The organism is Streptomyces millisiae (assembly GCF_031845425.1).
GTDB classification, from domain to species: Bacteria; Actinomycetota; Actinomycetes; order Streptomycetales; family Streptomycetaceae; genus Streptomyces; species Streptomyces millisiae.
On record NZ_JAVREM010000043.1, the window covers coordinates 33,775 to 54,293 of the forward strand.

At 73.9% G+C, this 20,519-nt stretch carries 18 protein-coding genes and 1 pseudogene; 10 read left to right on the forward strand and 9 right to left on the reverse strand.

Features of this window, described 5'->3' with window-relative positions; all coding sequences use genetic code 11:
* The gene (locus RNC47_RS25055; RefSeq protein WP_311601833.1) at nt 1–516 is read right to left on the reverse strand and encodes a MarR family winged helix-turn-helix transcriptional regulator; all 516 of its coding nucleotides are present in this window, start codon (nt 514–516) and stop codon (nt 1–3) included.
* 181 nt (nt 517–697) lie between these two features.
* On the opposite strand from RNC47_RS25055, the gene ilvA reads away from it, so the two are divergent.
* From ilvA to RNC47_RS25075, 4 genes are all read left to right on the forward strand, one after another.
* Nucleotides 698–1,915: a threonine ammonia-lyase gene (gene ilvA / locus RNC47_RS25060; RefSeq protein ID WP_311601834.1), complete on the forward strand. Its 1,218-nt coding sequence runs from the start codon at nt 698–700 to the stop codon at nt 1,913–1,915.
* 173 nt (nt 1,916–2,088) lie between these two features.
* Complete coding sequence (locus tag RNC47_RS25065; protein WP_311601835.1) at nt 2,089–3,114, forward strand: ATP-binding cassette domain-containing protein; 1,026 nt, start codon at nt 2,089–2,091, stop codon at nt 3,112–3,114.
* Nucleotides 3,111–3,980: an ABC transporter permease gene (locus RNC47_RS25070; RefSeq protein WP_311601836.1), complete on the forward strand. Its 870-nt coding sequence runs from the start codon at nt 3,111–3,113 to the stop codon at nt 3,978–3,980. The genes RNC47_RS25065 and RNC47_RS25070 overlap by 4 nt, the downstream gene beginning before the upstream one ends.
* Before the next feature lie 160 nt (nt 3,981–4,140).
* Nucleotides 4,141–7,419: a tetratricopeptide repeat protein gene (locus RNC47_RS25075; RefSeq protein ID WP_311601837.1), complete on the forward strand. Its 3,279-nt coding sequence runs from the start codon at nt 4,141–4,143 to the stop codon at nt 7,417–7,419.
* Nucleotides 7,420–7,435: 16 nt separating this feature from the next.
* On the opposite strand, the gene RNC47_RS25080 is transcribed toward RNC47_RS25075, so the two are convergent.
* Together RNC47_RS25080 and mca are read right to left on the reverse strand one after the other, a co-directional pair.
* Nucleotides 7,436–7,675 carry a hypothetical protein gene (locus tag RNC47_RS25080; RefSeq protein WP_311601838.1) on the reverse strand — a complete coding sequence of 80 codons (240 nt, stop codon included), beginning with the start codon at nt 7,673–7,675 and terminating at the stop codon, nt 7,436–7,438.
* A gap of 4 nt (nt 7,676–7,679) precedes the next feature.
* Nucleotides 7,680–8,552 (reverse strand): mycothiol conjugate amidase Mca, encoded by an 873-nt coding sequence (gene mca / locus RNC47_RS25085; protein WP_311601839.1) that lies wholly within the window; start codon nt 8,550–8,552, stop codon nt 7,680–7,682.
* Between the two features lie 140 nt (nt 8,553–8,692).
* Between mca and RNC47_RS25090 the strand changes: the two genes are divergently transcribed.
* The 3 genes from RNC47_RS25090 to RNC47_RS25100 all read left to right on the forward strand — a co-directional run bounded on the left by RNC47_RS25090 (nt 8,693) and on the right by RNC47_RS25100 (nt 11,844).
* Nucleotides 8,693–9,109 (forward strand): DUF4307 domain-containing protein, encoded by a 417-nt coding sequence (locus RNC47_RS25090; protein WP_311601840.1) that lies wholly within the window; start codon nt 8,693–8,695, stop codon nt 9,107–9,109.
* A 162-nt stretch (nt 9,110–9,271) separates the two neighbouring features.
* Nucleotides 9,272–9,772, forward strand: a complete 501-nt coding sequence (greA, locus tag RNC47_RS25095) for a transcription elongation factor GreA (RefSeq protein ID WP_311601841.1) — start codon at nt 9,272–9,274, stop codon at nt 9,770–9,772.
* 83 nt (nt 9,773–9,855) lie between these two features.
* Entirely contained in the window at nt 9,856–11,844 is a 1,989-nt protein-coding gene (locus RNC47_RS25100) for a thioredoxin domain-containing protein (protein WP_311601842.1), read from the forward strand.
* On the opposite strand, the gene RNC47_RS25105 is transcribed toward RNC47_RS25100, so the two are convergent.
* Together RNC47_RS25105 and RNC47_RS25110 are read right to left on the reverse strand one after the other, a co-directional pair.
* On the reverse strand, nt 11,841–12,500 hold the full coding sequence (locus tag RNC47_RS25105; RefSeq protein ID WP_311601843.1) for a response regulator transcription factor: 660 nt from the start codon (nt 12,498–12,500) through the stop codon (nt 11,841–11,843). The genes RNC47_RS25100 and RNC47_RS25105 overlap by 4 nt on opposite strands.
* On the reverse strand, nt 12,497–13,690 hold the full coding sequence (locus RNC47_RS25110) for a sensor histidine kinase (protein WP_311601845.1): 1,194 nt from the start codon (nt 13,688–13,690) through the stop codon (nt 12,497–12,499). Before RNC47_RS25110 ends, RNC47_RS25105 begins: the two co-directional genes overlap by 4 nt.
* A gap of 133 nt (nt 13,691–13,823) precedes the next feature.
* Between RNC47_RS25110 and RNC47_RS25115 the strand changes: the two genes are divergently transcribed.
* A complete protein-coding gene (locus tag RNC47_RS25115) occupies nt 13,824–14,732 on the forward strand; it encodes an ABC transporter ATP-binding protein (protein ID WP_311601846.1) in 909 nt (302 codons plus the stop codon).
* Nucleotides 14,729–15,562 carry an ABC transporter permease gene (locus RNC47_RS25120; protein ID WP_311601847.1) on the forward strand — a complete coding sequence of 278 codons (834 nt, stop codon included), beginning with the start codon at nt 14,729–14,731 and terminating at the stop codon, nt 15,560–15,562. Before RNC47_RS25115 ends, RNC47_RS25120 begins: the two co-directional genes overlap by 4 nt.
* Nucleotides 15,563–15,570: 8 nt before the next feature.
* Here the strand turns inward: RNC47_RS25120 and RNC47_RS25125 are convergent, their stop codons facing one another.
* The 3 genes from RNC47_RS25125 to trhA form a co-directional block, all read right to left on the reverse strand.
* Entirely contained in the window at nt 15,571–16,179 is a 609-nt protein-coding gene (locus tag RNC47_RS25125) for an acyl-CoA-like ligand-binding transcription factor (RefSeq protein ID WP_311601848.1), read from the reverse strand.
* Between the two features lie 5 nt (nt 16,180–16,184).
* A complete protein-coding gene (locus RNC47_RS25130) occupies nt 16,185–17,681 on the reverse strand; it encodes an MFS transporter (protein WP_311601849.1) in 1,497 nt (498 codons plus the stop codon).
* Between the two features lie 78 nt (nt 17,682–17,759).
* Nucleotides 17,760–18,404 carry a PAQR family membrane homeostasis protein TrhA gene (gene trhA / locus RNC47_RS25135; RefSeq protein WP_311601850.1) on the reverse strand — a complete coding sequence of 215 codons (645 nt, stop codon included), beginning with the start codon at nt 18,402–18,404 and terminating at the stop codon, nt 17,760–17,762.
* Nucleotides 18,405–18,578: 174 nt separating this feature from the next.
* Between trhA and RNC47_RS25140 the strand changes: the two genes are divergently transcribed.
* Entirely contained in the window at nt 18,579–20,438 is a 1,860-nt protein-coding gene (locus tag RNC47_RS25140) for a phosphoenolpyruvate carboxykinase (GTP) (RefSeq protein ID WP_311601852.1), read from the forward strand.
* Here the strand turns inward: RNC47_RS25140 and RNC47_RS25145 are convergent.
* A pseudogene (locus RNC47_RS25145) lies at nt 20,399–20,519 on the reverse strand (aminotransferase); the annotation flags it as partial. The gene RNC47_RS25140 and the pseudogene RNC47_RS25145 overlap by 40 nt on opposite strands.

The following is a 20,519-nucleotide window of genomic DNA, read 5'->3' on the forward strand; positions in this document are numbered from 1 at the left end:
TCAGCCCGACTGGAGGCGGGCGATCGAGGAGTTGAAGCGGGTGAGGAGCGCGCAGAACGTGGCGCGCTCCTCCTCCGTCCAGTCGGCCGTGAGCAGCGTCATCAGCCGGCGCCGCGACTCCCGCACCTCCTCCAGGCGGTCGCTGCCGCGCGCCGAGATGCGCAGCACCACGGCCCGCCCGTCGTCCGGGTCGGCGGTGCGCTTCACCAGCCCCGAGTCGACCAGCGGGGCGACCTGCCTGGTGACCGTCGAGGAGTCGATCCCCATGCCGGCGGCCAGCGCCTTGACCCCGGTGGGGCCCTCCTGGTCGAGCCGGCTCAGCAGCAGGTACGCGGCCCGGTCCATGGTGCCGCGGGTGGGGCCGAGGCCGGCGAGCCGCGTCTGCTCGGCCCGCCGCGCGAACACCGCCACCTCGTGCTGGAACGCGTCGAGCAGGGGGACGTCGGCCACGGCCGGCGGGTCGGCCGGGGCAGCGGCGTGGGACGGGGCGGCGGGTGCGGTGGGTTCAGGAGTCATGTCCGGGTCTGTCGTCGGGGCGCGGCGGCCGCGGGGGGTGGCTCGCTGACTGGGCATCAGCGTACGCCGCCGCACTGACACCGGGGCGCGCGATGCCGGATCCGCCCCGCGCCACCCCGACGCACCACGTCCCCTCGGGCCCGAGGGGCCCTCGGGGGCGCCGCCCTGCCAGACTGGCGGCATGGCTGAGAACCACCGGCCCCGGCTGGACGACGTGCTGGCCGCCCAGAAGACGCTCGCCGGGATCGCCCGGGTCACGGCGATGGAGGGCAGCCGGTATCTGAGCCGGCTGGTCGGCGCGCCCGTGCACCTCAAGTGCGAGAACCTGCAGCGCACCGGCTCCTTCAAGATCCGCGGCGCCTACACCAGGATCGCCGGCCTCGGCGAGGCCGAGCGGGCCCGTGGCGTGGTCGCCGCGAGCGCCGGCAACCACGCGCAGGGCGTGGCGCTCGCGGCCTCGCTGCTGGGGGTGCGCTCGACCGTGTTCATGCCGGTCGGCGCCCCGCTGCCGAAGATCGCCGCGACCCGCGAGTACGGCGCCGAGGTGCGGCAGCACGGGACGGTGGTGGACGAGACGCTGGCGGCGGCCAGCGAGTACGCGGAGCGCACCGGCGCCGTGCTGATCCACCCCTTCGACCACGAGGACGTGGTGGCCGGCCAGGGCACGGTGGGCCTGGAGATCCTGGAGCAGTGCCCCGAGGTGCGGACGATCGTCCTCGGCATCGGCGGCGGCGGGCTCGCGGCCGGGGTGGCGCTGGCGGTGAAGTCGCTGCGGCCCGACGTGCGGATCGTCGGGGTGCAGGCGGCGGGCTCGGCCGCCTATCCGCCCTCGCTGGCCGCCGGGCGCCCGGTGGCGCTGCCCGAGGTGGCCACCATGGCGGACGGCATGAAGGTGGGGCGTCCCGGGGACGTGCCGTTCCGGATCATCGCCGACCTGGTGGACGAGGTCCGCACCGTCTCGGAGGACTCGCTCTCCGGGGCGCTGCTGCTCTGCCTGGAGCGGGCCAAGCTGGTGGTGGAGCCGGCCGGGGCCAGCCCGGTCGCGGCGCTGCTCGCCGATCCCGAGGCGTTCGCCGGCGGCCCGGTGGTGGCGGTGCTGTCGGGCGGCAACGTGGACCCGCTGGTGCTCCAGCGCACCTTGCGGCACGGCATGGCGGCGGCCGGGCGCTACCTGTCGCTGCGGCTGCGGGTGTCGGACCGGCCCGGCGCGCTGGCGGCGCTGCTCGGGGAGCTCTCGGTGACCGACGCCAACGTGATCGCGGTCAACCACGTCCGCACGGATCCCCGGCTCGGGGTGGGCGAGGCGGAGGTGGAGCTGCAGTTGGAGACGCGGGGGCCGCGGCACTGCGAGGAGGTCACGGAGGCGCTGCGGGCGGCCGGCTACGGCGTCATGGACTGAAGGGGGCCGAACTCCCGGGCCGGGGCGGGGGACCGGCGGGTCGGCGGATCGCGACACGACAGGTGTTCGAATACGGAAACGGGTATCGCGATGTATCGCGAGTGCCCTAGACTGGCGTCCCCGCGCTCCGCGGGCCACCCTGAACCTGCCGATCCGAAAACGGGAGAAACACCATGCCAGGTGCCATCTACGCCGAGGGTCTGGTGAAGACCTTCGGCGATGTCAGGGCACTGGACGGCGTCGACATCGACGTGCCCGAGGGCACCGTCCTCGGCCTCCTCGGGCCGAACGGCGCGGGCAAGACCACCACCGTGCGGGTCCTCACGACCCTGATCCGACCCGACTCCGGGCGCGCCGAGGTGGCCGGGATCGACGTCCTGGCCCACCCCAACGAGGTGCGCCGCTCCATCGGCCTCTCCGGCCAGTTCGCCGCGGTGGACGAGTACCTGACCGGCCGGGAGAACCTGCGGATGGTCGGCCAGCTCTACCAGCTGTCCGCGAAGGACGCCAAGCGCCGGGCCGACGAGCTGCTGGAGCGGTTCAACCTGGCCGACGCCGCCGACCGCACCACCAAGACGTACTCGGGCGGCATGCGCCGCCGCCTCGACCTGGCGGCCGCCCTGGTCGTCAGCCCGCCCGTGATGTTCATGGACGAGCCGACCACCGGCCTCGACCCGCGCAACCGGCAGGCGCTGTGGGAGGTGATCCAGGAGCTGGTCGCCGGCGGCACCACGCTGCTGCTCACCACCCAGTACCTGGAGGAGGCCGACCACCTGGCCGACACCATCGCCGTGGTCGACCACGGCCGGGTCATCGCCCGCGGCACCTCCGACCAGCTCAAGGACCAGACCGGCGGGGACGTGGTCGAGGTCGTCGTCCACGACCGCGAGCACATAGCGGCGGCCGAGGAGGTGCTGCGCCGCCTCGGGGACGGCGAGCCCTCGCTGGTCGAGCACACCCGCAAGCTGAGCGTGCCGGCCTCCGGCGGCGCCAAGCTGCTCGCCGAGGTCATCCGCGAGCTCGACGGCCGCGGCATCGAGATCGACGACATCGGGCTGCGCCGCCCCACCCTGGACGACGTGTTCATCTCGCTCACCGGCCACGCGGCCGAGCAGGCGGGCAACGCCGCCGACGGCGAGGCCGGCGGCCAGGACGACCAGAACGCGGGCGCGACGAAGAAGAAGGGGGACCGCCGATGAGCACCACCGTCCAGAAGTCCGTGCCGGTGCCCGTGCCGCGCGCCGGGGACCGGATCTCGTTCGCCCAGGGCCTGCGGGACTCCCTGGTCGTCGCCCGGCGGAACCTGCTGCGCATGCTGCGGATCCCCGAGGTCGTCGTCTTCGGCATCATCCAGCCGGTCATGTTCGTGGTGCTGTTCGCCTACGTCTTCGGCGGCTCGATCAACATCCCGGGCGCCGGCACCGACGCCTCCGCCTACCGCGAGTTCCTGATGGGCGGCATCTTCGCGCAGACCGTCACCTTCGCCGTGGCGGGCTCCAGCGCCGGCATCGCGGAGGACATGCAGAAGGGCATCATCGACCGCTTCCGCTCGCTGCCCATGGCCCGCGGCGCCGTGCTCACCGGGCGCACCTTCGCGGACGTCGTGCAGACGGCCGTGGTGCTGCTGGTGCTGGCCGTCGTCGCCTTCCTGGTCGGCTGGCGGATCCACGACGGCGTGCTCAGCGCGCTCGCCGGCTTCGGCCTGCTGCTGCTCTTCGGCTACGCCTTCACCTGGATCGGCGCGCTGATCGGCCTCTCGGTCCGCTCGCCCGAGGCCGCCACCTCGGGCGGCCTGGTCTGGCTGTTCCCGCTGACCTTCATATCCATCGCCTTCGTGCCCTCGGAGAACATGCCGGGCTGGCTGCAACCCGTGGCCGAGTGGAACCCGTTCAGCGCCATCGTGCTGGCGGCCCGCGAGCTCTTCGGGAACCTGCCGGCCGGATACCAGGCGCCCGACGCCTGGCCGATGCAGCACCCGGTGCTGGCCTCGCTGATCTCCTCGGTGGTCGTCATCGCCGTCTTCCGCACCCTCGCGGTCCGCAAGTACAAGCGGGCCGCCGGCTGAGAACAGCGGCTCCGCCGGCTCTTCCCCTCCCGGCCTCCGTTCTGTCACGATTCGCCCTCACGAGAACTCTCGACGTCAAGATGGCGTGGTAGGAAGCGAGTTGGGCAGGCGAGCAGTCGGTCCCTCATGTCCACAGGAGGAGACCGGGAGGGGGAAGAGCATGACGACACATGTCGCGGGCGCGCTCACCGAGCGGCACCGGGCGGAGATCGACGGGCTGATCGAGCGCGCCGTGCAGGAGGAGGTGCGGCGCTCCGAGGGCCGGATCGACGGCCCGCAGCTGCTCCAGCGGGCCCGCGCCGCGCTGGACGAGATACTGCGGCCCGCCGAGGAGGAGTACGCGGCGTATCTCCGCGCGGAGACCGAGCACGCGCCGAGCCGGCTGGCCGACCGGTTCGGCCGGCGCGCCGTGGGGGGCCCGGCGGCCGCGGCCGCCGGCGCGGCGCTCGCCGCGCTGCTGCTGATCGGCAGCATCGACGACTCGGCCGCCACCGCCTTCGCCGACGCCGCCATCGTCGGCGTCGCCGCGCTGGCCGGCTTCTTCGCGCAGGCCGTCCTCGCTCACCTGCTGTCGGCCGAGCGGCACGCGGGCAGCCGCAACCAGCCGGGCGGCGTCGAGCAGCTGCGGCTCGCCTGGCGCAACGCGGTCGAGGTGCGCGGCCTCCGCCCGTACCTGGAGCAGCAGCGCGCCGTGGCCCCGCGCCGCGAGCCGCTGAGCCCCGAGCAGCGGGAGCCGCGCCGAGTCAGCCAGCAGCGCCCCCGCGACCGCGGCGGCGCCGCCCGCACCAGAGCCGTGCTCGCCCGCTCCTTCGACCGCCTGCCGGAGCCCGGCAACCCGTTCATCGGCCGCCGCAGCCAGCTCACCCAGATCACCCAGTGGGTCAACCGCGACCGGGCCCGCACCGACACCCGGCCCACCGTCGTCGTGCTGCACGGCCCCTCGGGCTCCGGCCGCACCATGCTGGCCCGCTGGGTCGCGCAGGAGACCCGCGAGCTGTTCCGCGGCGCCTGCCTGGTCGACCTGCGCGGCCAGAGCGAGAACCCGCTCACCACCAGGGACGCCCTGCTCCACCTGCTGAACCGGCTCGGCGCCCCGCGCGAGCAGCTGCTCTTCCGCGACGGCGCCGCCGGCGGCGCGGACGCGGCCCACCCGCGCCGCCTGATGGAGCGCTATCAGCAGCACCTGGCCGACCTGCCCGTGGTGCTCATCCTGGACGACGCCACGGACCCCGAGCAGGTGCGCGCCCTGATCCCGGAGCGCTCCGACTCGCTGGTGCTGGTCACCGCCACCGAGCCGCTGCGCGTCGAGCCCGACTTCCCCGCCTCCGTCCACCACCTGGAGCTCGGCCCGCTCGACCAGGCCGCGGCCGAGGAACTGCTGCGCGCCGCCGTCGCCGACGGCGGCGCCATCGCCGCCGGCGAGCCCTACGACGACGTCGGCTGGCGCCGGGTGGTGGAGCTGTGCGAGGGCCGCCCGCTGCTGCTGCGGATGGTCGGCGCCGCGCTCGGCGAGCGCTCCCCGGCCCGGCTCGCCGACGACCTCACCAGCCAGCCGGGGGACGCGGCCGAGCGCGCCCTGCGGCTGCGCTACGCCGACCAGGACGAGACCGCGCGCCGGCTGCTGCGCCGGCTCGCGCTCGTCGGCCGCGCCAGCCTGGGCGCCCGCGCCGCCGCCGCGCTCCTCGACGTCCGCGAGCAGGAGGGCGCCCGCCGCCTTGAGGAGCTGACCGCCGCGGGACTGCTACGGCACGTCCGCGGCAACCGCTACCGGCTGCACGACCTGGTGCGCCGCTTCGCCCGCGCCCGGCTGCACGAGGAGGAGACCGACGAGGACCGCTCGGCCGCCCAGGAGCGGCTGATCCGCAGCTACGCCGACCTCGCCGACACCGTGATCCGCCTCGTCGACGGCAAGACGTCCACGCGCGCCGACCTGCTGCCCGCCGCCGCCGGCGGCCACGGCTTCACCTCGCTCGACGCCGCCCTGCGCTGGCTCGACGACGAGACCAGCTTCATCACCGCCACCCTCCGGCACGCCGACGAGCGCGTCGACCGGGACGCCGTCCAGCACCTGCTCGGCGCCCTCTGCGACTACTGCCTGCTGCGCGGCGACCTCTACCGCCTCGGCGAGCTCAACGAGCTGACCCAGGCCGTCAACCAGGGCCTGCTCACCCGCTCCGTCCAGTGGCGCACCGGCGTCGCGGCCCGCCAGCTCGGCGACCTCGACAAGGCGCGCTCCACCCTCTCCGACGTGGTCACCCTCTACCAGCAGGCCCACCACGAGGCCGGCACCGCCCGCGCCCTGCGCGACCTGGGCATCACCCTCCAGCACCAGGGCCAGCTGCGGGGGGCCGGCGAGAAGCTGCGGGAGGCCCTGGAGCTCCAGACCGACGCGGGGCTCGACGGCGACCGGGCCTGGACGCTGCACGCGCTGGCCGCCGTGGAGCGCGAGTGCGGCCGCGTCGGCTCGGCCAGGACCATGCTGGCCGAGGCGCTCCGCCTGCACCAGCGCAGCGGCAGCGTGCACGGCGAGGCCTGGACCCGCTTCCAGCTCGGCCAGACGCTGCTGTGCGGGGGCGACATCCCCGGCGGCGAGCGCGAGATCCGGCTCTCCCTCGACCTCTACGAGCGCTCCCGGGACGTGCGCGGCGTCGCCTGGGCGCAGACCGAGCTCGGCCTGGCCCGCGTCTACGACGGGGACCCCACGGCCGCCGAGGAGCAGCTGCGCGCCGCCCTCGCCAGGCACCGCGACACGGAGGACGCGCGCGGCGAGGCGTGGACCCTGTACAACCTGGGCCAGGCGCTGGAGGAGAGCGGCGACCTGGCCGGCTCCGTGCGCACCCTGGAGCAGGCCCGCGCCAAGTTCTCCCGCATGCGGGACGTCTACGGCCTGGCCTGCGCCCGCCACCACTCGGCGCGGGTCACCAGGGACATGCGGGCCGAGTCCACCGGATCGCTGCGCAACAGCGGCTTCGCGCGCCAGCTGCTCAACGACGCCCGGCGCGACTTCCAGCGCGCCGGGGTGGTCTACGGGGAGGCGTGGACATGCGTCGAGCTCGCGGTGGTCGACGCGGGGAACGAGCGCCTCGGCCAGGCCCTGGAGCTGACCGACGAGGCGCTGCGGCTCTTCACCGACGGCTACGGCGAGGGCCGGGCCGACCGGCGGGGCGCCGACTGGGCGGCGTTCCTGCGCTGCACCCTGCTGCCGCTGGCCTCGCCCGGCGGCTCGGAGGTCGGCGCGGCGGTGGCGCAGGAGGAGCTGGCCGAGCTGCTGCGCGCCGAGCACCCGTGGCGCGACCCCCGGCTGACCGACGCCGCGCACAGCTTCGCGCTGATGCTCACGCGCGGCCTCGGCCCGGAGGACGGCTGGGCCGCCTGGCGCCTCGGCATGGTGCCGAGGCGCGCCGCGCGGGACGTCTTCGGCGTCCTCGACGCGGCCTGAGGCCGGCGGCCAGGGCCTAGGAGCGGGCCGGGGAGGAGCCGGTGGCGGCCCCGGCCGGCTCGCCGGCGCCCTCGGCCTCGCCCCGGTCGGACTCCTTGACGGAGATCCGGCCCAGGTGCCTGCTCATGGACTTCAGCAGGATCCAGACCGCGACACCGAGCACCGCGAACACGATGAAGCCCAGCACACCGGGCGTGACCGTGTACTCGTTCAGGGGCTGGGCCGCGAGGGGAAGCCACTCACTCATGTCGTCCATGGCCTCAATTCTGGCGGATGCCCGCGAAGAGGTCGGACTCGGGGAGCGCGGTATCGACCCGGGACTTCGCCAACTCGTAGTCCTCGGTCGGCCAGACCTCCTGCTGGAGCTCCATCGGCACCCGGAACCAGCCGCCGTCCGGGTCGATCTGGGTGGCGTGCGCGATGAGCGCCTTGTCCCTGGTGGGGAAGTACTCCGCGCACGGCACCCGGGTGGTCAGCGACCGCTCGGGCCGGTCCGAGTCGTCCCAGCGCTCCAGCCACTCGCCGTAGGGCGACTCCAGCCCGCGGGCGAGCAGCGCCTCGTGCAGCGCGACGGTGCGTGGCCGGTTGAAGCCCTGGTTGTAGTAGAGCTTCAGCGGCTGCCAGGGCTCGCCGGCCGCCGGGAAGCGCTCCGGATCCCCGGCCGCCTCGAAGGCGACCATGGAGATCCGGTGGGTCATGATGTGGTCCGGGTGCGGGTAGCCGCCGTTCTCGTCGTAGGTGGTCATCACGTGCGGCCGGAACTCCCGCACGAGCCTGACCAGCCGCTCGGCCGCCACGTCGACGTCCTGGAGGGCGAAGCAGCCCTCGGGCAGCGGCGGCAGCGGGTCGCCCTCGGGCAGCCCGGAGTCCACGAAGCCCAGCCACTCCTGGCGCACCCCGAGGATCTCGCGGGCCTCGGCCATCTCCTTGGCGCGCACCTCGTGGATGTTCGCCTCGATGTACGGGTCGCCCTGCAACTTCGGGTTGAGGATCGAGCCGCGCTCGCCGCCGGTGCAGGTCACGACCAGCACGTCCACGCCTTCGGCCACGTATTTCGCCATGGTTGCCGCGCCCTTGCTGGACTCGTCGTCCGGATGGGCGTGCACGGCCATGAGTCGCAGCTGCTCTGTCAAGGCTCGTCCTCAGTCACTCGGGTGGGTCGTCCGGGGCTTCTCCCGGGCTTCTATAGTGACTGATGGACCAGGGGTCGTTGTTCCCGTTTTTCACGCCATGACCTCTCCCATGCCGAACCGCGAGTTCCCGGAGGTCGAGGATGGCTGACACCCGCACGGGGCTCCCCGCCGGCCGCTACGGCCGTGCCACCGACGACGCCCGCACCGACCGCCGGCTGATGATCGTGGGCGGGGTGCTCGGCGCCCTGCTGCTCGCCTTCGTGGCGTGGGCCGGGTACGCGTATGTCGCGGGGGAGAAGGTCAGCTCCGAGCTCACCGGCTTCGACGTCGTCTCGGACGAGCGGATCGACGTGAACCTCGCGGTGCGCAAGCCGGCGGATCTGGTGGCCGTGTGCACCGTCCGGGCCCAGGCGGAGGACGGTCTGGAGGTCGGCCGGGCGGACTTCACGTTCGACGAGGACGAGTCGAGCCTGCACCGTTCCGTTAGTCTGAGGACTACGCAGCGTGCCACCGCTGCCGAGCTGATCAGCTGTTCGGAGGCCCAGGGCGCCCGGTAGGCAACCCTGGGTTTCACGCGTGGCAGCGGAGGGTAATCCTTCCGCACATCGGCCAGCGTTGTTAAAGTCGACAGTTCGATCGATGTTTCCGCCCGCCCAGCGGCGTAGCCGTCCGGGTCGGGCCTTGTTTTTATTTCCCTTCGCACATCCCGAGGAGCACCTGTGACGCAGACCAGCGACACTGTCACCTGGCTGACCCAGGAGGCGTATGACCAGCTCAAGGCCGAGCTGGATCATCTGTCGGGTCCCGCCCGCATCGAGATCGCGAAGAAGATCGAGCAGGCACGCGAAGAGGGCGACCTCAAGGAGAACGCCGGCTACCACGCCGCCAAGGAGGAGCAGGGCAAGCAGGAGGCCCGGGTCCGCCAGCTCACCCAGCTCCTGCAGAACGCGCAGGTCGGCGCCCCGCCGGCGGACAACGGCGTGGTCTCGCCCGGCATGGTCGTCACCATCGCCTTCGACGGCGACGAGTCCGACACGATGACCTTCCTCCTCGCCTCCCGCGAGTTCGCGACGTCCGACATCGAGACGTACTCGCCGCAGTCGCCGCTCGGCGCCGGCGTGCTCGGCAAGAAGGCCGGCGAGGACGCCGAGTACGAGCTGCCCAACGGCAGGAAGGCCATGGTCCGGGTCCTGGAGGCCAAGCCCTACCAGGCCGCCTGAGCGCGCCCCGCGTCGCGCCGCCGCCCCTCCCTCCCGTCTCGCCCGTCCTGCGGCGCCCCCGGCGCCCGGTGCAGGATGGACCCATGGCAAACCGACTCGCCGCCGAGACCTCGCCCTACCTCCTGCAGCACGCCGAGAACCCCGTCGCGTGGTGGCCCTGGTGTCAGGAGGCCTTCGACGAGGCGCGGCGGCGGGACCTCCCGGTGCTGCTCAGCGTCGGGTACGCGAGTTGCCACTGGTGTCACGTCATGGCGCGGGAGAGCTTCGAGGACGCGGCCGTCGCCGAGTTCCTGAACGAGCGCTTCGTCCCGGTGAAGGTGGACCGGGAGGAGCGTCCGGACGTCGACTCCGTCTACATGGACGCCGTGCAGGCCGCCACCGGACAGGGCGGCTGGCCCATGACCGTGTTCATGACCGCCGAGGGTGAGCCGTTCTACTTCGGCACCTACTTCCCGCCCGAGCCGCGCGGCGGCCTGCCGTCCTTCCGGCAGCTGCTGGAAGGCGTGGACTCGGCCTGGCGGGACCGGAGGGGCGAGGTGGCGCAGGTGGCGGCGCGGATCGCGAGCGACCTGGCCGGCCGCGAACTGCCGTACGAGGCGCCCGCGCCGCCCACCGCCGAGGACCTGGCGGTGGCGGTCAGCGGCCTGGACCGGGAGTTCGACGAGGAGCGCGGCGGCTTCGGCGGCGCGCCCAAGTTCCCGCCGCCGATGGCCCTGGAGTTCCTGCTCAGGCACCACGCGCGGACCGGGGCCCCGGAGGCGCTGCGGATCGTGGAGCGCACCTGCGAGGCGATGGCCAGGGGCGGGATCTACGACCAGCTCGGCGGCGGCTTCGCCCGCTACGCGGTCGACGCGGCGTGGGTGCTGCCGCACTTCGAGAAGATGCTGTACGACAACGCGCTCCTGGCGCGGCTGTACACGCACCTGTGGCGGAGCACCCGCTCGCCGTTCGCCCGCCGGATCGCCCTGGAGACCGCCGACTTCCTGGTGCGCGAGCTGCGCACCCCGGAGGGCGGCTTCGCCTCCGCGCTCGACGCGGACAGCGAGGTGCCGGGCGGGGGCCACGAGGAGGGCGCCTACTACGTCTGGACGCCGGAGCAGCTGGCCGAGGCGCTGGGCGGCGAGCCGTCCGGCTACCAGCTGAGCGAGGCCGGCACGCTGCTGCTGCCGGCCGGCGAGCCGCCGGCCGAGCAGCGGGCCAGGCTGCTCGCGGCGCGGGCCCCGCGGGCCAGGCCCGAGCGGGACGGTAAGGTGATCGCCGCCTGGAACGGGCTGGCCATCGCGGCGCTCGCCGAGGCCGGCGGCTGCTTCGAGCGTCCCGACCTGGTGACCGCGGCGACGGACGCCGCCGAACTGCTGGCCCGGGTGCACCTGGACGGCGAGGGCCGGCTGGCCCGCACCTCGCTCGACGGCCGGGCCGGGCCGAGCGCCGGCGTCCTGGAGGACTACGGGGACGTCGCCGAGGGCTTCCTCACCCTCTACGGGGTGACCGGGCAGAGCCGCTGGCTCGACCGGGCCGGCGCGCTGCTCGAAACGGTGCTGACCCGCTTCGCCCGTCCCGACGGCGCGCTCTACGACACGGCCGACGACGCGGAGACCCTGATCAGGCGCCCCCAGGACCCGACCGACGGCGCCGCCCCGGCCGGCTGGACGGCGGCGGCCGGCGCGCTGCTCTCCTACGCCGCCTACACCGGAAGCGACCGGCACCGCAGGGCCGCCGACCTGGCGCTCGGCATCGTCACGGCGCTCGCGCCGCGCGCGCCCCGGTTCATCGGCTGGGGCCTGGCGGTCGCCGAGGCGGCGCTCGACGGCCCGCGGCAGGTCGCCGTCGTCGGCCCGGCGGGGGACGCGGCCACCGCCGCGCTCCACCGGACGGCGCTCACGGCGCCCGCGCCCGGCGCGGTGGTGGCGCTCGGCGCGCCCGAGGCGCCCGACGGCGTGCCGCTGCTCGCCGACCGCCCCCTGCGGGACGGGCAGCCCACCGCCTACGTCTGCCGCGGCTTCACCTGCGACCTCCCGACCAGCGACCCGACGGCCCTGGCGGCGCAGCTGGGCGGTCCTGGCGCGAGCTAGTCCGGGCGGCCGACCAGGCCGGTCTCATAGGCGATGATCACCAGCTGGACCCGGTCGCGGGCGTCGAGCTTGGCGAGGAGCCGGGTGACGTAGGTCTTGGCGGTGGCGGCGCTGATGGAGAGCCGTTCGGCGATCTCGGCGTTGGTCAGCCCGGCGCCCACCAGGGTCAGCACCTCGCGCTCCCGCTCGGTGATGCCGGTCGGCGTCCTGGCCGGCGGCGGTGCGGCGGGGCGGGCGGCGAACTCCCTGATCAGCCGCCGGGTCACGCCCGGCGCGAGCAGCCCGTCGCCGGTCGCGACCACCCGGATCGCGTCGAGGATGTCGTCGAGCGCCATGTCCTTGACGAGGAAGCCGGCCGCGCCCGCGCGCAGCGCCCCGTAGACGTAGTCATCGTCGTCGAAGGTGGTGAGCACGATGACGTGCGCCGGGCTCGGGCCCGTCGTGATCCGGCGGGTGGCCTCGACGCCGTCCATCCCCGGCATCCTGATGTCCATCACCACCACGTCGGGCGCGAGCCGCTCCGCGAGGCGGACGGCCTCCGCGCCGCCGCCCGCCTCGCCGACCACCTCCAGGTCGGCCGCCTCGCCGATCACCATCCGCAGCGCCGTCCTGACCAGCGGCTGGTCGTCGACGAGCAGCACCCGGGCCACCGTCATCGGACGCCCACCGGCAGCGGCAGCCGGGCGCTGACCAGGAAGCCGCCGCCGGCCAGCGGCCCGGCCGTGAACTCGCCGTGCAGCAGCGCCACCCGCTCCCGCATCCCGACCAGACCCCAGCCGGTGCCGGTCGCCGCGCCCGCGCCCCGCCCTCCGTCCAGCACCTCGATGCTCAGCTCGTCGCCCCGCCGGTCGATCGTCACCCGGCAACTGTCGGCGCCGGAGTGCCGCACCACGTTGGTGACCGCCTCCTGGACGATCCGGTACGCCGAGACGTCGATCTCCGGCGGCAGCGGGCCAGGATCGCCGAGCCGGCGCACGTCCACCCGCACCCCGGCCGCCGTCGTCGCCTCGGCGAGGCGCGGCACGTCGGCGAGTCCGGGGCCCGGGTCGAGGGGCGCCCGCCCGGGCGCCGACTGGCGGAGCGCGCCCAGCATGCGGCGCAGGCCGGCCAGGGTCTCCCGGCCCGTGGCCTCGATCTCGCCCAACGCGGCCCTGGCCATCGCCGGTTGGCTGTCGATGACCCGGCCGGCCGCGCCGGCCTGGAGGGCGATCACGCCGATGCTGTGCGCCACCATGTCGTGCAGCTCGCGGGCGATCCGCAGCCGCTCCGCCGTCACGGCCTGCGCGGCGGCCTGGGCGCGCGCCGCCTCGGCGTGCTCACGCGCCTCCCGGGCGGCGTTGCCCAGCAGCCAGGCGATCACGGCGGTCAGCGCGACGGCGAGCTCGGCCGAGGTGCCGACCGTCCAGCGGGACAACAGTCGGAACGTCAGGTAGCCGGCGAGCGTGCCGAGGGCCATGCCCAGCGCCACCCGCCCGGTCCTGCGGGACTCGTTGGCGGCGATGAAGTAGAGGGCGACGTCCACCGCCAGGAACTGGGCCATGGGTATCTCGCCGGCGCTCAGCGGCGTCGTGGCGACCACCGCGCTGGCCAGCAGCAGCCCCACGGCGGACAGCGGTCGCTGTCCGAGCAGCCGGCAGCCCGCCACGTTCAGGACGGCGGCCAGGGCCAGCATGGCCACGCCGTCCCAGCGGTAGTACAGCACCCCGGCGATCACCGAGGGTGCGCTCTCGCCGGGCAGCCGCTGCCGCATCAGGAAGGTGAACGCCGCGCCCACGCCCCAGGCCAGGGAGACCCAGGCGGCCGGTGTCAGGCTCCTGAGCTGCGGAGAGAACCGGTTGCTCGGCATAGGCCGATGGTAGGCCGCCGGCCCGCGCCCCGGCATCGGACCGTGGGTGTACACCCGTGGCTGACAGCCGCCGCCCCAGGTGTCCGCGCCGGTCCGATGCCCGGACGCCCGCGCGCCCGGCAGCGTGGGTGGCGTGATCGAAGTACGCGAACTCACCAAGCGGTACGGCGGCACCACGGCCGTCGACCGGCTGACCTTCACCGTCCGCCCGGGCCGGGTCACCGGCTTCCTCGGCCCCAACGGCGCCGGCAAGTCCACCACGCTCCGGCTGATCCTGGGCCTGAACGCCCCCACCTCGGGCACCGTCACGGTGCACGGCCGCCCGTTCAGGGACCGGCTGCGCGGGCTGCGGCACGTCGGCGCGCTGCTGGACGCCGGCGACGTGCACGGCGGCCGCACCGCCCGCGCCCACCTCACGGCGCTGGCCGTGAGCAACCGCGTCCCGCGCGCCCGGGTCGCCGAGGTGCTGGCGGAGGTCGGCCTCACGGACGCGGCCGGCCGGCGGATCGGCGGCTTCTCGCTCGGCATGCGGCAACGCCTCGGCATCGCCGGCGCCCTGCTCGGCGACCCGCCGGTGCTGCTCTTCGACGAGCCGCTCAACGGCCTCGACCCGGAGGGCGTGAAGTGGGTGCGCGGCCTCTTCCGCCGGCTCGCCGCCGAGGGCCGCACCGTGTTCGTCTCCAGCCACCTGATGTCCGAGATGGAGCACACCGCCGACGAGTTGGTGGTGGTCGGGCGCGGCTCGCTGATCGCGGCCGAGAGCCTGGCCGAGTTCGCGGCGCGCGGCGGCAGCGCCAGCGTGGCCGTGGCCACCCCGGAACCGGCCGTGCTGGCGGCCGCGTTGACCGCCGAGGGCGCGGTCGTCCGCGAGGCGGGCGGGGACCTCACGGTGACCGGCCTCGACGCGGCCCGGATCGGCGAGCTGGCGCTGCGCCACGGCGTCCCGCTGCACCAACTGACCACCCGCGCCGCCTCGCTCGAGGAGGCGTTCATGGAACTGACCGCCGACCGCGTCGAGTACGCCTCCGGAGCCACCCGATGACCTCGCTTCCCCTGCCCGTCGCCGAACCGCGCGCCCGGTTCCGTGACCCGCTCGCCGCCGAGTGGCTCAAGTTCTGGTCGCTGCGCTCCACCCCGTGGTTCCTGCTGCTCGCCGCCCTGGCCGTGGTCGGCTTCAACGCCGGCTCGGCCTGGGACCACTACCGCTACTGGCACCAGTACGACGCCCGGACGCGGGCCAACTTCGTCGCCGACGGGATGCCGCTGCTCGACGCGTTCACCGCCAACGGCGCCCTGATCCTGATGCTGGCCACCAGCGCGGTGGGGGCGCTCGCCGTCACCGGCGAGTACGGCAGCGGCTCGATCCGCACCACCTTCGCGGCCGTCCCGGCCCGTGGCTCGGTGATGGCGGCCAAGCTGTGCGTGCTCGCGGTGGTGCTGACCGGCTTCGGCACGCTCGTCGCGCTGGTCTCGTTCTGGTCCTCCCAGGCGATCCTGTCGGCCCGGGACGCCGGGGTGTCGATCGACCACCCGGGGGCGGCGCGGGTGGTGGTGGCCTCGGCCCTGCTCGCCCCGGTGAGCGGTCTGGTGGGCGCCGCCCTCGGGGCCGTCGTCCGGCACAGCGCGACGGCGGTGATCTGCGCGGTCGTCACGCTGCCGCTGCTGCCGACCTTCTTCAGCGAGCGGCGCCACTGGTCGGCCACCATCCAGCACACGATGCCGTTCCCCGCCTGGCAGGAGCTGGCCAGGACGGTCGACTGGGTCACGGTGCCCTACCCGATGACCGTGGGCGGCGCCTGGACGGTCTACGCGGTGTGGACGGCGGTGGCCGTGGCGGTGACGGTGGTGGCGGTGCTGCGCCGCGACCAGTGAGAGGTGGGTCAGTCGGCGAGACCGTGCTCCAGCACCCGGAAGGACCGGTCGAGGACGTCCATCAGGTCGTCCTCCAGGCCCTCCTCAGTCCAGTGCAGCAGCGCCTCGGTCAGGGCGCCGAGCACCGCGCCGGTGAGGATCCGGATCTCCAGGTCCCCCCGGGCGCGGCCGGTCCGCTCGGCGATCGCCCCGTGCAGGACGTCGCCCGACTTCCCGATCGACTCGTGCATCCGGGCGCGGATCGCCGGCACCGACGCGACGAGACGCATCCGCTGCCGCAGCTCGGTGACCGCCTCCGGCTGGCGCCACAGCTCCGCCATCACGTCGTGCAGGGCGGCGCGCAGCGCGGTCAGCGGCGGCTCGTCGGCGGGCCTGGCGCGCAGCGCCGCCTCGATCACCGGGTCCTCCTCGTCGGAGAGGACGATGTCCTCCTTGGTCGGGAAGTAGCGGAAGACCGTGCTCGGCGAGACCTCGGCGGCCTCGGCGATCTCGTCGACCCGGGTCGCGTCGAAGCCGCGCTCCTCGAACAGCCGGTACGCGGCCCGCCGGATGGCCTGCCGGGTGCGGATCTTCTTGCGCTCCCGGAGGCCGGTCGCGGGCTTCGGTGCGGTGGGCATGGGAGTCATTGTCCGTCACGGTCTCCCGGCGGCGCCACGCTCCGACCGGGCAGCAGCAGCCCGCCGAACACCGCGCCAATCCCCGCGACCAGCGCCGTCGCGAACAGCGCGAGGCCCATGCCGTGCAGGAACGCCGTGTCGGCCGCCTCGGCGAGGCCGGGGTCGCCGACCCGTTCCGCGACCAGCTGGGCGGCGACGACGGACTCCCGGGCGGCGTCGGCGGCCTCGGCCGGCAGTCCGGCGGTGTCGAGCCGGTCGCGGTAGCCCTGGGCGAGCAGGCTGCCGAGTAGTGCGACCCCGACGGCGCTGCCCACCTGCCGGACGGTCATCAGCAGCCCGGAGCCGCTGCCCGCGCGGTCGGCGGGCAGCGCGCCGAGGGCCGCGTCCATGGACGGGATCAGCGCGAACCCGACACCGAGCCCGGTGACGGTCAACCAGGCGGCGGTGAGCCCGTAGCCGGAGTCGGTGTCGGTGGTGGCGCCCAGCAGGCCAGCGAAGGCGAGCAGCCCCAGGCCGCCCGCCACGGTGGCGCGTGGTCCGAGGAGCCTGGTCAGCGGCTGGCAGGTGCGCGCCGCGACCAGCAGCCCGCCCATCATCGGCATCAGCCGCAGACCGGTGCCGAAGGCGTCGTACCCGCGTATCGCCCCCAGGTACTGGGGCACCAGGAACAGCAGCCCGGCCATCGCCAGGCTGGCGACCGTGCCGACGAGCGCGGCCGAGCGGAAGTCGCGGTGGGCCAGCAGGCCGAGGCCGAGCACCGGTCGCGGGCGGCGCACGTCACGCAGGAAGAGCCAGGTGAGCAGCGGCAGCGAGCCGGCGAGGGCGCCGAGCACCACGGGCTCGGTCCAGCCGCGCGCCGGTGCCTCGATGACGCCGTAGACCAGCAGGCCGAGGCCGCCGACGCCGAGCAGGGTGCTGAGCGGGTCCAGGCTCGGCGCAGCGGGGTCGCGGCTCTCGGGGAGCAGCAGGAGACAGGCGGCTGTGCCGACGCCGATCAGCGGCACGTTGATCAGGAAGATCGACCCCCACCAGAAGTGGTCGAGCAGCAGCCCGCCGAGCAGCGGGCCGAGCGGCATGCCCGCGGCCAGCGCCGCGGTGAGGGCGGCGATGGCCCTGGCCCGTTCGTCCGGCTCGAAGAGGGTGGGCAGCACCGCCATGGCGAGCGGGGTGACCAGCGCGGCGCCCAGACCCATCACGGCGCGGGCGGCGATGAGGGCGGCGGGGTCGCCGACGAGGGCGCCGGCCAGCGAGCCGACGAGCATGATCGCCAGCCCCGCGACCAGCATCCGGCGGCGGCCGAACCGGTCGCCGAGCAGCCCCGCCGGCAGCATGCAGGAGGCGAAGACGACGAGAAAGGCGTCGATGACCCACTGCTGCTCGCCCGTGCTCGCGCCGAGGTCGGCGGCGAGGGTGGGGAGCGCCACGTTGAGGATCGTGATGTCGAAGCCGAGCACGAGCATGGCGAGACCGAGCGCGGTCAGCGCCCACCAGCGGCGAACCATGGACAGACCTCCGAGAGTCGCTATCAAGTGATAGTGACTCTCAGAAGGTAGCTGCTGTCAAGTTATTCTCGGGGGGCGTCAGCCGTGCTGGTAGGCCACCAGCGAGATCCCCACGTAGTGGACGACGAAGGCGACCAGCGTGAACGAGTGGAAGACCTCGTGGAAGCCGAACCAGCGCGGTGACGGGTTCGGCCGCTTCAGTCCGTAGACCACGCCGCCCGCGCTGTAGAGCACCCCGCCGACCACCACCAGGGCCAGCACCGCGATCCCGCCGGTGCGGAGGAAGTCCGGCAGGAAGAAGACCGCGGCCCAGCCGAGCGCGATGTAGCAGGGGGTGTAGAGCCAGCGTGGCGCGTTGGTCCAGAACACCCGGAAGGCGATTCCGGCCAGCGCGCCCACCCAGACGATCCACAGCAGCGCCTGCCCCCGCGCACCCTCCAGGAGCAGGATCGTGAAGGGCGTGTAGGTGCCGGCGATGATCAGGAAGATGTTGGCGTGGTCCAGTCGGCGCAACACCGCCTCCGCCCGCGGGCCCCAGGTCCCCCGGTGGTAGAGCGCGCTGATGCCGAAGAGGGCGCAGGCCGTTATGGCGTAGATCGCACAGGCGACACGGGCCCGGGGGCTGCCCGCGAACGCGGTCAGCAGGATGCCGGCTATCAGGACCGCCGGGAACATCCCGGCGTGGAGCCAGCCGCGTAGGTGGGGTTTGACGGGCGGGGTCATGCGATTGATGGTATAGGGGTCGTCCAACTCGCTCACATGAGCTCCTCTGGACACAGAAGAGAAGAAGCGGCACCATCAGATGAGCGCCTGTTCTTATCGGATGAGCGCATCGGTCGTGTGCCGGTCCCCGGCGCCCGGCCCGCTCCACGAAAACCCTCAACCACAGGAGCGAACGTGACGCTGACCTCAGCTCCCGTCGCCGCCAACGCCCCGACCCGGCACCAGAAGCTCGTTGCCTGGGTCGAGGAGATAGCAGCACTGACCGAACCGGACGAGGTCGTCTGGTGTGACGGCAGTCAGGAGGAGTACGACCGGCTGTGCGCCACCCTGGTCGCCAACGGCACCTTCACCCCGCTCGACGCCGAGAAACGGCCCGGCTCCTACTACGCCGCCTCCGACCCGACCGACGTCGCCCGGGTCGAGGACCGCACCTTCATCTGCTCCGAGCGTGAGCAGGACGCCGGCCCCACCAACCACTGGATGGCGCCCGGCGAGATGCGGGAGATCTTCACCGGCGCGAACGGCCTGTTCCGCGGCGCCATGCGCGGCCGCACCATGTACGTGGTGCCGTTCTGCATGGGCCCGCTCGGCTCACCGCTCTCCGCGCTCGGCGTCGAGATCACCGACTCGGCCTACGTCGCGGTCGCCATGCGCACCATGACGCGGATGGGCAGCGCGGTGCTCGACGAACTCGGCGAGGACGGCACCTTCGTGCGCGCCGTGCACTCGGTGGGCGCGCCGCTCGCCGAGGGCCAGCAGGACGTGCCGTGGCCGTGCAACTCGACCAAGTACATCTCGCACTTCCCGGAGACCCGCGAGATCTGGTCCTACGGCTCGGGCTACGGCGGCAACGCGCTGCTCGGCAAGAAGTGCTACGCGCTCCGCATCGCGTCGGTGATGGCCCGCGACGAGGGCTGGCTGGCCGAGCACATGCTGATCCTCAAGCTCACCCCGCCCGAGGCCGGCGCCGAACCCAAGTACGTCGCGGCCGCGTTCCCCTCGGCCTGTGGCAAGACCAACCTCGCCATGCTGCGGCCCACGCTGCCCGGCTGGAAGGTCGAGACCATCGGCGACGACATCGCCTGGATGCGGTTCGGTGAGGACGGCCGGCTCCGCGCCATCAACCCCGAGGCCGGCTTCTTCGGCGTCGCACCCGGCACCGGCGAGCGCACCAACGCCAACGCCATGCGCACCCTGTGGGGCAACTCCGTCTTCACCAACGTCGCCCTCACCGACGACGGCGACGTGTGGTGGGAGGGCATGACGGACGAGCCGCCCGCGCACCTCACCGACTGGCGCGGCAACGACTGGACCCCGGACTCCGGGGTGCCGGCCGCCCACCCCAACGCGCGGTTCACCGTGCCGGCGGCCCAGTGCCCGACCATCGCCCCCGAGTGGGAGGACCCGGCCGGGGTGCCGATCTCCGCCATCCTCTTCGGCGGCCGCCGGGCCACGGCCGTGCCGCTGGTCACCGAGTCCTTCTCCTGGCGCCACGGCGTCTTCCTCGGCGCCAACGTCGCCTCCGAGAAGACCGCCGCCGCCGAGGGCACGGTCGGCGAACTGCGGCGCGACCCGTTCGCCATGCTGCCGTTCTGCGGCTACAACATGGGCGACTACTTCGCCCACTGGCTGAAGGTCGGCGAGAACGCGCCCGACCCGGAGAAGCTGCCGAAGATCTACTACGTCAACTGGTTCAAGAAGAACGCGGCCGGCGAGTTCGTCTGGCCCGGCTTCGGCGAGAACATCCGGGTGCTGAAGTGGATCATCGACCGCCTCGACGGGCACGGCGAGGGCGTCACCACCCCCATCGGCGTGCTGCCGGCGCCCGGGGCGCTCGACGTGACCGACCTCGACCTGGCCCCGGCCGACCTCGACTTCCTGCTGGAGGTCGACCCCGAGATCTGGCGCCAGGAGGCGGCGCTGATCCCGGACCACCTGCGCACCTTCGGTGACCACACGCCGGACGGCCTGTGGGCCGAATACGAGGCGCTGGCCGCGCGGCGCGCGGCCAGCAGGCCCTTGGCGTCGCCGTAGCCGTGCGCCGACGAGACGTTGCGGAGGATGTCCTCCAGGATCTCCGGCGGGCAGTCGAATCCGAACGCCGCCGGGTTGCCC

Bases quoted from the DNA above. Each gene is read 5' to 3' on its own strand.
- RNC47_RS25110 (WP_311601845.1), bottom strand. From the start codon at position 13,690: ATGCCGAGCAACCGGTTCTCTCCGCAGCTCAGGAGCCTGACACCGGCC.
- RNC47_RS25125 (WP_311601848.1), bottom strand. From the start codon at position 16,179: ATGCCCACCGCACCGAAGCCCGCGACCGGCCTCCGGGAGCGCAAGAAG.
- RNC47_RS25105 (WP_311601843.1), bottom strand. From the start codon at position 12,500: ATGACGGTGGCCCGGGTGCTGCTCGTCGACGACCAGCCGCTGGTCAGG.
- RNC47_RS25055 (WP_311601833.1), bottom strand. From the start codon at position 516: ATGACTCCTGAACCCACCGCACCCGCCGCCCCGTCCCACGCCGCTGCC.
- RNC47_RS25065 (WP_311601835.1), top strand. From the start codon at position 2,089: ATGCCAGGTGCCATCTACGCCGAGGGTCTGGTGAAGACCTTCGGCGAT.
- RNC47_RS25080 (WP_311601838.1), bottom strand. From the start codon at position 7,675: ATGGACGACATGAGTGAGTGGCTTCCCCTCGCGGCCCAGCCCCTGAAC.
- RNC47_RS25075 (WP_311601837.1), top strand. From the start codon at position 4,141: ATGACGACACATGTCGCGGGCGCGCTCACCGAGCGGCACCGGGCGGAG.
- ilvA (WP_311601834.1), top strand. From the start codon at position 698: ATGGCTGAGAACCACCGGCCCCGGCTGGACGACGTGCTGGCCGCCCAG.
- RNC47_RS25090 (WP_311601840.1), top strand. From the start codon at position 8,693: ATGGCTGACACCCGCACGGGGCTCCCCGCCGGCCGCTACGGCCGTGCC.
- trhA (WP_311601850.1), bottom strand. From the start codon at position 18,404: ATGACCCCGCCCGTCAAACCCCACCTACGCGGCTGGCTCCACGCCGGG.
- RNC47_RS25070 (WP_311601836.1), top strand. From the start codon at position 3,111: ATGAGCACCACCGTCCAGAAGTCCGTGCCGGTGCCCGTGCCGCGCGCC.
- RNC47_RS25100 (WP_311601842.1), top strand. From the start codon at position 9,856: ATGGCAAACCGACTCGCCGCCGAGACCTCGCCCTACCTCCTGCAGCAC.
- RNC47_RS25120 (WP_311601847.1), top strand. From the start codon at position 14,729: ATGACCTCGCTTCCCCTGCCCGTCGCCGAACCGCGCGCCCGGTTCCGT.
- RNC47_RS25130 (WP_311601849.1), bottom strand. From the start codon at position 17,681: ATGGTTCGCCGCTGGTGGGCGCTGACCGCGCTCGGTCTCGCCATGCTC.